The organism is Thauera aminoaromatica (genome assembly GCF_000021765.1).
Taxonomy (GTDB): Bacteria; Pseudomonadota; Gammaproteobacteria; order Burkholderiales; family Rhodocyclaceae; genus Thauera; species Thauera aminoaromatica.
The window spans coordinates 61235-74496 of record NC_011662.2 but is presented as its reverse complement, the minus strand read 5'-3'; the positions used below and the strand labels follow the sequence as shown (position 1 = coordinate 74496).

The following is a 13262-nucleotide window of genomic DNA, read 5'->3' as shown; positions in this document are numbered from 1 at the left end:
CCGCAAAAAAGGAACGGGAGCCGATGGCTCCCGTTTGTTCTTGTGCGCACCGGATCGGGGGATGCCCGGACCGGTGCGCATCGCGTGGATCAGAACACGCTGAAGGGGTAGTCGAGGAAGATGCGGACTTCGTTGCCGCTGCTGTTGTAGGCGCGGGCGCTCTCCGAGACGCGCAGCGTCGAGGCGCGCAGGCGGACGTTCAGATCCTTGGCGGCGCCGCTCTGCACCTTGTACGACAGCTGGTTGAAGAGCTCGTGCTCCTTGCCATCCGTGGTCGTGCCGACGTCGATGTCGTGGCCGCGGACGTAGGCGATGCGGTAGCTCAGGCCGGGGATGCCGTACTCGGCGAAGTCGACCGAGTAAGCCACCTGCCAGGACTGCTCGTCCGCAGCGTTGAAGTCGGACCAGTAGGAGTTGGCCAGCCAGATCGAGCCGCCGCCGTCACCGATCCATCCCTCGCTCTGGTAGAAGCCGTAGTTGTAGTCGATGTCGCCATTGTTGCGCTGGTAGGCCAGCGTGAAGGCATGCGGGCCGGTCGCGTAGGTCGAGGCCAGGCTCCAGATGCGGCTCTTGCCGGGCTGGAAGTCGGCGTCCTGCTTGGTGCGGTAGCCGTTGAAGTCGAAGGTCAGCGAGTTGCTGGCGATCGGCAGCACATAGTTCAGGTTGAGGTACTGGCGCTTGAGCACGTCCTCGACGTCCGAGACGTAGAACGCGCCGCTGAAGGCGTCGTTGAACTTGTAGCTCGCGCCGATCACGTCAATGCCCTTCAGGCCACCGCTGTCACGACCCTCGTCGCTCTTGCGCGACTGGGCGTGGAAGGTGCCGGCATTGAATTCCAGGCCTTCGATCTCGGTCGAGGTCAGCATGGTGCCGGTATAGCTCTCGGGCAGCAGGCGGGAGTTGTCGTGGCTCAGCACCGGCAGGTTGGGGCGCAGGTCGCCGTAAGCGAGCACGGTGTTCGAGAAGCGCAGCTTGAGGGAGGCGCCACCCTTTGCCACATCCTTCTCCGGCATGCCGGTGCTGTCCTGCTTGAAGAAGTCGATCCCCCAGTTGCCTGCGCGGTCGCGGGAGCCATCGAGGCGAACCGCATAGGCGGCAAATGCGTCCACACCGAATCCGACCGTGCCCTGTGTGAAGCCCGACTCGAAGTTCGCGATCGCACCCTGGCCCCATTCGCCACTGTCGTGGCGGCCGCCCTTGTAATCACGATTGATGAACGCGTTACGCAGCAGCACGTTCAGCGAGCTGTCCTCCACGAGACCCTTCGCCTCGGCCTGCCCGGCGGCGAATGCGGGCGTCGCGCTCGCGAGCCCAAGAACGATCAAACCTGCCAACTTCTTCGACATGTTGCTTTCCTCGATGGTGTCCGTTGTCTTTTCCAGCCTGCCGGCGGGTCGTGCCCGCGGGAGAGGGGGCGCGATTCTCGCATTTCCGGCGCGAAGCGGTGCGGCGGGTTGCAGGAAAATGACAGTCCCTGGCCGAACAAGGTTGGCGACCCCGGAGTGTCGGGTTTTCTTACACCCGGCTATGGAGAAAACTGCTCGAACTGGGTAGCCAGGCTGGGTTTCGTGCGCGCGACCGGCAGGGCGTTCGCACCTCTGCTGGACGATGTGGAGCCGCATGAGCGGAACGCGTTCCGCAGGCCAGCCGGATAAATTTTATTGTGCACCGCAACGTCGGAAGATAGCCTCCGTCAATTCTCTCCATTGCTTCCAAAGCGCCCGATCTTTGCTAGTCTGAGCCTGTCAGCAGCGGTTTTCGGCCGTTTCCGGCCTTGTTCCGCGATCGTGGAGCGAGCTTCGGAAGCGGTTTTCTGCGAGGCGCGACCGCCCCTCGCAATCAGTCTGCGTAGCAGTCACAGAGGGAGAATCAGATGAGCGAGAACAGCACGAACACCGCCGGCAAGTGCCCGGTGATGCATGGCGGCAATACCGCCGCCAAGGATGCGGTGATGGCGTGGTGGCCCAAGGCGCTGAACCTGGACATCCTCCATCAGCACGACCGCAAGACCAACCCGCTCGGCCCGGGCTTCGACTATCGCGAAGAGCTGAAGAAGCTCGACGTCGACGCGCTCAAGAACGACCTCAAGGCGCTGATGACCGACAGCCAGGAATGGTGGCCGGCCGACTGGGGCCACTACGGCGGCCTGATGATCCGCATGGCCTGGCACGCCGCCGGCACCTACCGCATCGCCGACGGTCGTGGCGGCGGCGGCACCGGCAACCAGCGTTTCGCGCCGCTGAACTCCTGGCCCGACAACGGCAACCTCGACAAGGCGCGCCGCCTGCTGTGGCCGATCAAGAAGAAGTATGGCAACAAGATCAGCTGGGCCGACCTCATCATCCTCGCCGGCAACATGGCCTACGAGTCGATGGGCTTCAAGACTTTCGGCTTCGCCTTCGGTCGCGAAGACATCTGGCATCCCGAGAAGGACATCTACTGGGGCTCCGAGAAGGAATGGCTCGCCCCCAGCGGCAGCGAGGGCTCGCGCTACTCCGGCCAACGCGACCTCGAGAATCCGCTCGCCGCGGTGATGATGGGCCTGATCTATGTGAACCCGGAGGGCGTCGACGGCAAGCCCGACCCGATCAAGACCGCCCACGACATGCGCGTGACCTTCGCCCGCATGGCGATGAACGACGAGGAAACCGTGGCGCTCACCGCCGGCGGCCACACCGTCGGCAAGGCGCACGGCAACGGTAGCGCCGCCGTCCTCGGCCCCGCGCCCGAAGCTGCGGATCTCGAGGAGCAGGGCTTCGGCTGGATGAACCACACCACCCGCGGCATCGGTCGTGACACCGTGACCAGCGGCATCGAGGGCGCGTGGACCTCGCATCCGACCAAGTGGGACAACGGCTACTTCGACATGCTCTTCAAGCACGACTGGTGGCTGCAGAAGTCGCCCGCCGGTGCCTGGCAATGGGAGCCGGTGAACATCGCCGAGGAAGACATGCCGGTGGACGTGGAAGACCCGTCGATCCGCCGCAAGCCGATGATGACCGACGCCGACATGGCGCTGCGATTCGACCCGGCGTACCGCAAGATCGCAGAGCGCTTCCGCAACGACCAGGCCTACTTCGAGGACGTCTTCGCGCGCGCCTGGTTCAAGCTCACCCACCGCGACATGGGCCCGAAGGCGCGCTACCTCGGTCCCGACGTGCCTGCCGAAGACCTGATCTGGCAGGACCCGGTGCCCGCCGGCAACAAGACCTACGACGTCGCCGCGGTGAAGGCGAGGATCGCCGCCGCCGGCCTGTCGGTCGGCGACATGGTCGCCACCGCCTGGGACAGCGCACGCACCTTCCGCGGCTCGGATTACCGCGGCGGCGCCAATGGCGCCCGCATCCGCCTCGCCCCGCAAAAGGACTGGGAAGGCAACGAACCGGCGCGGCTGGCCAGGGTGCTGGCGGCCTACGAGAAGATCGCCGCCGAGACCGGCGCCAGCATCGCGGACGTGATCGTGCTCGGCGGCAACGTCGGCCTGGAGCAGGCGATCAAGGCCGTCGGCTTCAATGTCGAGGTGCCCTTCGCCCCGGGTCGAGGCGACGCCAGCCAGGCGCAGACGGACGTCGAGTCCTTCGAGGTGCTGGAGCCTGTGCATGACGGCTTCCGCAACTGGCAGAAGAAGGACTATGTGGTCCAGCCCGAGGAAATGCTGCTCGACCGCGCCCAACTGCTCGGCCTGACCGCGCCCGAGATGACCGTGCTGGTCGGCGGCCTGCGCGTGCTCGGCACCAACCACGGCGGCAGCGGGCACGGCGTGTTCACCGACCGCGTCGGCGCGCTGACCAACGACTTCTTCGTCAATCTGACCGACATGTCCTACAGCTGGAAGCCCACCGGGCGCAACAGCTACGACATCGTCGAGCGCAAGAGCGGCGCGAAGAAGTGGACTGCGACCCGCGTCGATCTGGTGTTCGGCTCCAATTCCATCCTGCGCGCCTACGCCGAGGTGTATGCCCAGGACGACAATCAGGAGAAGTTCGTGCGCGACTTCGTCGCCGCGTGGACCAAGGTCATGAACGCGGATCGTTTCGACCTGCGCTGACGCGGTTCCCGCCTGCAGCACCCTCCCGCCCACACCGTGCAGCCGCGCGGTGTGGGCGGTTTCGTTCGGGGACGGCCGGGATGTGCCCTTCGCCACGTCGTGTCGAGCCGTGCCGGCCGATCGCGACTCGCGTCGCTCCCACGGAAAACCGCCGTGCAGGCCGATCGCGACTTGCGTCGCTCCTACGGAAAACCGCCGCGCCGGCCGATCGCGACTTGCGTCGCTCCTACGGATAGCCGCCGTGCTTCCGCCGTGCCCGGTGGGAGCGACGCAAGTCGCGATCGTGCGGTGCGGCCGCGACGCGCGCTGCGTATCTGGACTCCGGCATCCCTACGCCCCCCACAGCGCCTCGCCGCCCGCGTCGCGGTAGCTCAGGTAGGTGCGCAGGTCGAACTCGTACTGGTGATAATCCGGCTCCATGTGCAGGCAGAGCTGGTAGAAGGCCTTGTCGTGCTCGCGCACGCGCAGGTGGGCGAGTTCGTGCACCACGATCATGCGCAGGAAGGCCTCCGGCGCGGCGCGGAACAGCGTGGCGATGCGGATCTCGCGCTTGGCCTGGAGGCGCGAACCCTGCACGCGCGAGATCGCGGTGTGGGTGCCGAGCGCGTTGCGGATCACATGCAGGGTGTTGTCGAAGCGCACCTTGGTGAGTGGCGGCGCGCTGCGCAGATGGGCGGCCTTGAGCGCCTGCACGTAGTCGTGGAGCGCGCTGTCCGAACGCACCGCGTGCCCCTGCGGGTAGCGTCGGCGCAGCGCGTCGGCCAGTCCGCCCTGCTCGATCAGCGTTCTCACCTGATGCACCAGCGCCGGTGGGTAGCCGGCCAGGTAGTCGGGGCTGCGCCGCGTGTTCAAGTGGCCTCCCAGGCCAGCATCGCCAGCTTGCGCTCGCGGCCCCAGCGGAACTCGCCCGCGTCGCCGTCCGCGCGGATCAGGCGATGGCAGGGGACGAGGTAGCCGAGCGTGTTGGCCGCGATCGCGCTGCCGACGCTGCGCGGCGCAGCCGGCATGCCGAGCAGGGTGGCGAGCTGGCGGTAGGACATCAGGCGACCGGGCGGGATGCGCATGAGGGCGGACCAGACGCGGACCTGGAAGGGCGTGCCGCGCAGGATCAGGTGAACGCCGCCTGGGGCGGGGTTCGCCGCTTCGGCGGGCCCGGAAGCCCCGGTGGCTGCAGCCACCGGGGTGGAAGGCGCGCGCGACGGGAAGATCCGCTGCGCCAGGCGGTGTGCGTGCGCATCGTCGCGCACCGGCGCGGCGGCGGACCAGAGGCTGCGTAGCTCGACGAGCAGGGCCGCCTCGTCACGACAGCGAAAGGCGAGATGGCACACGCCGCGGGTGGTCCACGCCAGCAGCGCGTCGCCGAAGGGCGTGGCTGCAAGGCCGTGGCCGAGTGCGACGGTGCGCCCTGAGGCGGGGGGCATCGGCTCCCAGGTGAGCGGCACGGCGCGGGCCAGGTCCGACGGTGCGGGATCGCCGGCGTCGCGCTCCGGGAGCCGCTCCGGCGTCGGCGACAGGCGCTCGCGTGCATACGCCCGCCCCAGGCAGTGCAGGAAGCGCTCGGGCGTGATCCCCGCCCATTCCGCGAGCACCTGCTGCCACTGCCCGAGATCGAGGCCAAGCGCCTCCGCGACCGCTCCGGACGGTGGCGTGTGGCGGGGGCGGGCGCGCACGAAGGCGATCGCGCGGGCGATGGTGTCGTAGTGCAGGGCAGCGGAGTCGGTGGACATGGCGGGTGCGGGTGTGATGGGTGACAAGGTGGGGTGGCCTTGCGGTCGACAATGGTAGCCGGCCTGGCCGGCGAGGCTTGTGCAGGACGCGCTGCTATCGCGACTTGCGTCGCTCCTGCGGGCGCTCCGGAAACCTGCCCGGTTTTCCATAGGAGACGCAAGTCGCGATGCGTCGGTTCGTTTGGCGCCGCGACGGTAGAATGGTCGATGAGTCCGGAGCCGTCCCGAACCGTGCGAACGCCGCGGTCCACCCTCCCGGCGCGACCCGGCTTGCCTTCCGTTCCGACCCCGACGCACAGGAGATCGCGCGTGCCCATCCTTCTTCAAGTCGATTTTCCCTATGCCGGCCCCTGGGGCGAGGACATGGCGCAGGCCATGCGGGGCCTGGCGGAGTCCATCGCGCAGGAGCCCGGCCTGCTGTGGAAGATCTGGACCGAGAACCGCGACAGCGGCGAGGCGGGCGGGATCTACCTGTTTACCGACCGCGCCGACGCCGAGCGCTACCTGGCGATGCACCGCGCGCGCCTGCTCGGCTTCGGCGTGCCCGAGGTGCATGCGAAGCTGTTCGAGGTCAACGCGCCGCTGTCTGCGATCGACCGCGCGCCGCTCGCCGGCCTGCAGTGACCGGATGGGCGCCGTCGGCATCGAGCCGGCGACGGCGCGCCCTCCTCCCTCCACCGCGCAGCGCTACAGCAGCCGCAAGCCCGGCGGCAGCGCTTCGCCGAAGCTGCGGCGGCGGTCGGCGTCGTCGAGGCTGACGACCTCGCGCACCATGGTGATCCAGCTCTGCGGGGCGCGGAGGGCGGCGAGGCGGCGCGCGACCTCGTCGCGCAGTTCGGGCGCGAGGTCGCGCGCGCGGTCGCCGGTGAGGCGGGCGAGCTGGGCGGCGGCGAAGGCGGCGGGCTCGACGACCTTCCAGTCGAGCGCGAGCACGGCCTGCAGCCACTCGGCGGCGGTCTCCGGCGGCACCACGGTGTGTGCGCTGCCGTAGAGCGACTCGCGTGCGCCGACGCGGCCGAGCGCCCACCAGGTGTGGGCCTTTTCGGCGGGGCGGGCGAGGCGCTCGAGCAGCCACTTGCCGACCTCGATGCGGTGCATCGCCGGCACGCGTTCGAGGGCAGCGGCCAGGCGCACCATGTCGTCGTAGCTGCCCTGCACCGGGTCGCCGCGGCGGCGGGCGGCGTCGGTGTCTTCGAGGTGCTCGGCCAGCACCTCCAGGACCTGCAGCTGGCGTGCCTCGTCGAGGCCGCCGGCGCAGCGCCGCCACAGCGTCCACCACTCGCTCCAGTTGTTGCCCTCGCGCACGTACTGCAGGCCCTGGCCGAACAGCGCCCACAGCTGGTCGATGCGCCAGTCGTCGAGCGCCGCGCCGAGGCCGGGACGCAGGCAGTAGCCGGCGAGGTTGAGCCACACGCGCTCGTGCTCGGCGGAGCGCCGGCGCCGGCGCGCGCGCTCGAGCAGGGCGTCGAAGAGCGCGCGCAGCAGCGCCATGTCCCAGTCGTCGCGGCGGCCGAGCACACGCTCGAGGCGGGCGCGCAGCTGGCGTACCGCCTTGGCGTCGAGTTCGCGCGCCTGCCCGCCGAAGACCTCGTCGATGAGGGCGATGGCCTGGGCGAGGCGAGGATGGGCGCCGGCCGCGGCCTCGGTGGCGGGCGTGTCGGCCTCGGCGCGCACCTGGAAGGCGAGCTGCCAGCGTTGCGTGTCGTCGTCGATCGCCACGCACTGCATCTCCAGCGTGCCGACCTCGGTCAGGCAGGCGACCAGGCGCACGGCGACGTTCTCGCGACGTCCGGCGGCGGTGGCGGGCAGGCGGGCGGCGAGCGGGGGCAGGTGGATGAAATCGTCGGCGTCGAGCTCGACCAGCTCGCCCGCCTGCCAGGCGCGGTCGCCGGTCGAGGACACGAGGTGGAAGCGCACCGGCTGGCCGAGGCGCAGCGCGAAGCGACGCTCGGGGAGCGCGACCTCGGTGCCGGATTCGGTGCCGCGCGGCAGCACGCAGATCGCGCGCGCGGCCTCGCCACCCGCCTCCAGCACCAGGAAGTAGCTGCGTGCCGAGCCGCCGCCGATGCCGAGGCCGCTGCGGGCCGCGCGCACGAGCGCGAAGGCCACCGCGCCGCGGGCGACGGCGAGGTCGGGGGCGTCGTTGTGCAGCACGCGCGGGGGCGCGCCGCGCCAGTGTGCGAGCAATCCTTCCAGGCGGGCGGAGATCGCGTCGGCGCGGAACACGCCGCCGTTGAGCAGCAGGGTGTCGGGGATCGCGAGCGGGGCTGCGGCTTCGTCCGCATCTCCGTCGGCATCTCTGCCCGCGCCCGGACCGGGCATCCCGAGCGCCGCGCGCGAAACCTGGCCGTGGCGGCGCAGGAAGGCGGCGAGGTGGCGGCTGATCGCAGGGTCGGCGGGATAGGGCAGGCCGAACTCGACGATCGCGGCGCGCCGGCGCGCGGGTGCCTCGTCGGCTCCGACCAGAGGCAGGAAGCCGTCCACCACCAGGCGCAGGACCTCGTCGCGGCGTAGCGCGGTCGAGCGCGCCGCACCGATCAGGCGCGAGCCGGCGCCGAGCAGGGTGACCTTGAGTTCTTCCGGCGCGTCCGCGGCGAGCAGCTGCTCCTTCGCCGCGCGGCAGCGCTGCACAAGTTGTGCGAGCTGTGCGGCGGACAGGCGCTCGCCGCCGGCGAGCAGGCGCTTCTCCACCAGGTGGGCGAGCGCCAGGTCCATGTTGTCGCCGCCCAGCATCAGGTGGTCGCCGACGCCGATGCGGGTCAGGCGCGGCGGCGAGAGACCGTCCGCGGCGGGCTCGACCTGGATCAGGGTGAGGTCGGTGGTGCCGCCGCCGACGTCGCACACCAGCAGCAGGCGGGACTGCGCGAGCTCCGCGGCGAGTTGTTCGCGGTGGCGGAACAGCCAGTCGTGGAAGGCGGCCTGGGGCTCCTCGAGCAGGCGCAGGCGCGGCAGGCCGGCTAGCCGCGCCGCCTCCAGAGTGAGGGCGCGCGCACCCTCGTCGAAGGAGGCGGGCACCGTGAGCACGATGTCCTGATTTTCGAGCGCGGCCCCGGGATGCTGACGGTTCCACGCCGCGCGCACGTGGGCGAGGTAGCTCGCGCTCGCCACCACCGGCGACACCCGCGGCACGTCCTCGGCCGCGCCCCAGGGCAGGATCGCGGCGTTGCGGTCGACGCCGGCGTGCGAGAGCCAGCTCTTGGCGCTGGCCACCGCGCGCCCGGGCACCTGGGCGCCGAGCTCGCGGGCGTATTGACCGACCACCGCCTCGCCGAGCACCGCCGGCGGTGCGCCCTGCCCCTCGCCGGCGCTCGCGACCAGGCGCAGCGTGGCGGGGTCGAGCTCGCCCGCGGCGGGGTGGTAGCGCACCGAGGGCAGCAGCGTGCGCGCGGCGAGCTCGCCGCGGCCGACGAGCTGCTCGATCTCCAGCACCTGAATGCGGTCCTCGCCTTCTGCGGCGAAGGCGACCACGGTGTTGCTGGTGCCGAGGTCGATGCCAACGGTGTAGCGCGTCGCCACGCGAGCGACCTCAGGCCTCGGCGGTGCCGCGCACGTCGAACTGCACCTTCCAGCGTGCGCTGCCGTCCACCGGCAGGGCCTCGAGCTCGAGCGTGCCGGTCTCGGTGACGCGGGCGTGCAGCTTCACGCGCACGACCTCGCCGGGGCGGCGGCCTTCGGCCGGGAGGGTGGCCTCGATCTCCTCGAGCTCCTGCAGCTCGTCGGGCTGCCAGAAGTCGAGCAGGGTGCCGACCTCGTCCTGGCGGCGCACCGAGGAGCCGAAGAAGCGGAAGCGCACCGGCTCGCCGACCACCAGGCCGAACTCCTGCGCGGGCAGGGCGGCCTCGCTGCCCTCCTCCATGCCGAAGGGGGCGACGCAGAGGGCTTCGAGCGGCGGCTCCATGCCCGGGATGGCGGGCATCGAGGACTCGATGCCGACGTAGTAGGCGCGCGCGGTGCCGCCGCGGATGCGCACCCCGCGTCCGCGGCGCACGTAGCCGTAGTAGGCCGCGCCGCGCGCCACCGCGAGGTCGAGGTCGGCGCCGCCGAGGAGCCGCGCCGGCGCGGCGCCGTCGGCGGCGAGCCAGTCGTTCAGGGTGTCGAGCACGCGCCCGGCGATCAGCCCGGACTTGAGCACGCCGCCGTTGAACAGCACCGCGGTGGGGTGCAGGAAGACGCTCTCCTCGGGCTGCGCGGCGAAGCCTTCGAGATCGGCGGTGGCGCCGAGCTGGCGGGTGAGGAAGGCGGCGAGGTGGCGGGTGACCGCCGCGTCCTGCGCATAGGGCAGGCCGAGCTGGGTGAGCGCGGCGCGCGCCCGCGTGATGGGCATCTCGGTGACCGCGACGCGGGGGAAGAAGCCCTCGACCAGGGTGGCGACCAGCTCCTCGCGCCGCACCTCGGTGCGGATCGAGCCGCCGATCAGCTTCGAGCCGCGACTCGGCACCACCACCGGCACGCTGTCGAGGTCGGAGTCGCTCAGCAGCGCCTCCTTGGCGCCGCGGCAGGCATGGGCGAGCGCGCGCGTCTGCCAGGGGTCGAGCCGGGTGCCCTGCTCGGCGAGCTTGCGCGTGACCGTGTAGGCCAGCGCCAGGTCCATGTTGTCGCCGCCGAGCAGGATGTGCTCGCCCACCGCCACGCGGTGCAGCTCGAGGTTGCCCTCGCGCTCGAGCACCGCGATCAGCGACAGGTCGGTGGTGCCGCCGCCGACGTCGACCACCAGGATCAGGTCGCCGGTCTTCACTTCCTTGCGCCACTGCCCGGCGCTGCGCTGGATCCAGCTGTAGAGCGCCGCCTGCGGCTCCTCGAGCAGGGTGATCGGCGGGTAGCCGGCGGCCTGCGCGGCCTCGGCGGTGAGCTCGCGCGCCGCGGGGTCGAAGGAGGCCGGGATGGTGACGGTGACGTCCTGGGCGTCGAAGGGCGCCTCGGGATGGGCGGCGTTCCAGGCCGCGCGCAGGTGCGACAGGTAGCGCACCGAGGCGGTCAGCGGCGAGATGCGCGCCACCTCGGGCGGCGCCTCGGCGGGCAGGATGTCGGCGCGGCGGTCGACGCCGGGGTGGCACAGCCAGCTCTTGGCGCTGGCCACCAGGCGGATCGGCGTGGCCGCCCCGCGGCTGCGGGCGAACTCGCCCACCGCGTGATCCTGCGTCGCCCCCCAGGGCAGGCTCAGGTCGCCGGGGGCGAGCTCGTCGGCGTGCGGCAGATAGAGGAAGGAGGGCAGCAGCGGGCGCGCCTCGATGCTGCCCGGGCCGGTGAGCTGGGGAATCTCCAGCACCTGCTGCGCGGCCTGGTCGCCGTCGCTGGCTTCGAGGTCGACATAGGAGAGCGCGCAGTGGGTGGTGCCGAGGTCGATGCCGAGGGTGTAGCGGGCGGGGGCGCTCACAGCTCCACCTCCGCCTGGGCGATCACGCTGGCGTCGTGGCCTTCGGCCAGCGCCGGCAGGCGGGTGTCGGTCACGCGCCAGCCGCGATGGCCGAGGGTGCCGGTGAAGGGCGGCTTGCCCACCACCTTGCCCGTGAGGCGTACGGCCGCGGCGTCGAAGCCTTCGGGCAGGGTGAGGCGGCTGCCTTCGGCCTCGTCGCGCACCGGCGTGATGGCGAAGTGCTCGTCGAGCACCTTGCGGCAGCCCTCGTGCACTACGCGCGCGGCGGCGCCGATGTCGGCATCCGAATAGGCGGCGATGTTTTCCTGGACGAAATCGATGAAGCGTGCGTCGCGCTGGAGCAGGCCGAGCAGCTGCAGCGCGGCCTCGGGGGTGGTCTCGCGCACGATGGCGGGCTGGGCGGCTGCGGCGGCGTCCTCGGTGCCGGCAGCGGCCTCGGTGTCTGCGCCTTCCTCGCGCAGGCGGACGAGGCGGCCGGCGAGCTCGGCGCCGAAGAGGACGGAGAAGGCGAGGCCGATGCGGCGGAAGAAGGAGGGGTTGCGACTGGCCATGGGGGTGGTCCTCGTGCTGGATCTGTTGCGACGCAATATAGCTCAGAAGCGTGTGGGAGGCGGAGTCGAGGGCCGCGGCACCCGCATCGGCTCACTGCCCGCTGCGGGTGGGAGCCGGATGGGTGCCGAACCAGCGCGCGATCGCCGTCTCGGCCGCGCGGTCGAGGATCATCTGCTCGCGCAGGCAGAGCGAGCGCACGTTGTTCGCCGTCTTGGTGGCGAGCGTCGCGGCGCGGTCCTGCCCCTCGCCGAAGGCGTGGCCGCGCATCAGCAGTCCGCGCAGGATCCAGTTGACGTCGAGCCGGCTGCCGCCGAGACCGGCTTCGCGCAGGCGGTCGCGCACGCGCTTGCCGGTTTCCTTGAGGTCGAAGGGATGGCGGCCGACGTCGTCCGCGATGATCGAGAACAGCGCGCGGTATTCGGCCGGGCCGAGCAGGGGGACGCCGGAGACCTCGTGGATCTGCATGGCGAGCGGCAGGATGTCCTGATCCTCGCCCCAGTCGGGCGTGACGCTGCCGTCCTGCATGCCGGCGCCGGAGCGGGCGGGATCGAAGACGAAGCCGCCGCTGTTGCTCCAGTCGAAACGCAGCGGCGCGAGCTCGAGGCTGTCGACGAACCTGCGGAAGCTGCCCTTGCCGTTCCAGTCGGCGGCGAGGGCGGGGTGGCGCGTGGTGATCAGGCTCGCCAGGCGGCTGCAGGGGACGGGCGCGGCCGAGCGCGCAACCTCGGCGCGCATGGTCTCGACGATCTCGGCGAGGTCGTGGTCGAGGGCGTCGGCGCCGCTGGAGAACGAGGCCGGGGGAACGCTCCGGGCCGCTTCCGGCGACGCCTGCGCGAAACGTGCGCTCGCTGCGAGCGACAGGCTTTCCGGGGCGACGTCGGCAGGGGGCGCGCCGGCGCCGGGCGCATCGTCCTCGTCCTTGAAGCCGAGGGCGTTGCGGACGAACTCGTCGGGGTCGATCAGCAGGTCGGCCGAGGCGCGATAGGCCGCGGACGGAAAGCCGATCGCCAGCACCGTGGTGCGCCGATCCCAGCGCCGCAGCTTGCGCAGCACCGGGGTGAAGTCGGCGTCGGCCGAGAACACGATGAACTCGTCGTAACGGGCCTCGTGCTGCAGCAGGTCGATGATGTCGAGCACCATGTGGATGTCGGTGCTGGTCTTGCCCTCGCTCGTCAGCGCGGGGCAGTCGATGATCTCGAAGCCGGCGAGGTTGAAGGACGGCCGGAAGCGCTGATAGGCCTGCGGGTTGAGATAGCAGCGTCGCACCAGCAGCCGGCGGCGCGCGCCGGCGGGGGCGTGGTCGGGCAGCTCGAGCTCGCCGATCACCCAGTTCACCCACTCCAGGGGCTGGCGGGCGAAGCGGTCGGCGATGGCCGGGTCGAGCTTGCGCAGGCCGGAATAGACGTTATCGAAGTCGACGAAGAGGGCGCTTTTCAAGATGTCTCGCGGGGATGGGGGGTCAGGTAGGGCTCGTGGCCGGGCCGTGGGGGCGGGCGTGGTGTGGTGGCATTTCTGGAAGTGTGATTCAGTTGAAACAAGCACTTGCGTGCTGAACTGTCGA

9 protein-coding genes are annotated in these 13262 nt (G+C 70.9%); 2 read left to right on the top strand and 7 right to left on the bottom strand.

Annotated elements, in window-relative coordinates:
• Positions 1–89: 89 nt before the first annotated feature.
• Complete coding sequence (locus TMZ1T_RS00275; RefSeq protein WP_012584219.1) at positions 90–1346, bottom strand: OprD family porin; 1257 nt, start codon at positions 1344–1346, stop codon at positions 90–92.
• 527 nt (positions 1347–1873) lie between these two features.
• On the opposite strand from TMZ1T_RS00275, the gene katG reads away from it, so the two are divergent.
• Positions 1874–4048, top strand: a complete 2175-nt coding sequence (katG, locus tag TMZ1T_RS00270) for a catalase/peroxidase HPI (protein ID WP_012584218.1) — start codon at positions 1874–1876, stop codon at positions 4046–4048.
• Positions 4049–4378: 330 nt separating this feature from the next.
• On the opposite strand, the gene TMZ1T_RS00265 is transcribed toward katG, so the two are convergent.
• Together TMZ1T_RS00265 and TMZ1T_RS00260 are read right to left on the bottom strand one after the other, a co-directional pair.
• On the bottom strand, positions 4379–4900 hold the full coding sequence (locus TMZ1T_RS00265) for a M48 metallopeptidase family protein (protein ID WP_012584217.1): 522 nt from the start codon (positions 4898–4900) through the stop codon (positions 4379–4381).
• The gene (locus tag TMZ1T_RS00260) at positions 4897–5775 is read right to left on the bottom strand and encodes a methylated-DNA--[protein]-cysteine S-methyltransferase (RefSeq protein WP_012584216.1); all 879 of its coding nucleotides are present in this window, start codon (positions 5773–5775) and stop codon (positions 4897–4899) included. Before TMZ1T_RS00260 ends, TMZ1T_RS00265 begins: the two co-directional genes overlap by 4 nt.
• Positions 5776–6084: 309 nt before the next feature.
• On the opposite strand from TMZ1T_RS00260, the gene TMZ1T_RS00255 reads away from it, so the two are divergent.
• Positions 6085–6399, top strand: coding sequence for a monooxygenase (locus TMZ1T_RS00255; RefSeq protein ID WP_012584215.1), 315 nt, complete (start codon positions 6085–6087; stop codon positions 6397–6399).
• Positions 6400–6462: 63 nt separating this feature from the next.
• Here the strand turns inward: TMZ1T_RS00255 and TMZ1T_RS00250 are convergent, their stop codons facing one another.
• From TMZ1T_RS00250 to TMZ1T_RS00235, 4 genes are all read right to left on the bottom strand, one after another.
• The gene (locus tag TMZ1T_RS00250; protein WP_012584214.1) at positions 6463–9291 is read right to left on the bottom strand and encodes an Hsp70 family protein; all 2829 of its coding nucleotides are present in this window, start codon (positions 9289–9291) and stop codon (positions 6463–6465) included.
• Positions 9292–9301: 10 nt separating this feature from the next.
• A complete protein-coding gene (locus TMZ1T_RS00245) occupies positions 9302–11149 on the bottom strand; it encodes an Hsp70 family protein (RefSeq protein WP_012584213.1) in 1848 nt (615 codons plus the stop codon).
• The gene (locus TMZ1T_RS00240) at positions 11146–11700 is read right to left on the bottom strand and encodes a DUF2760 domain-containing protein (RefSeq protein WP_012584212.1); all 555 of its coding nucleotides are present in this window, start codon (positions 11698–11700) and stop codon (positions 11146–11148) included. Before TMZ1T_RS00240 ends, TMZ1T_RS00245 begins: the two co-directional genes overlap by 4 nt.
• 91 nt (positions 11701–11791) lie before the next feature.
• Positions 11792–13138 (bottom strand): NYN domain-containing protein, encoded by a 1347-nt coding sequence (locus TMZ1T_RS00235; RefSeq protein WP_012584211.1) that lies wholly within the window; start codon positions 13136–13138, stop codon positions 11792–11794.
• Positions 13139–13262: the final 124 nt, after the last annotated feature.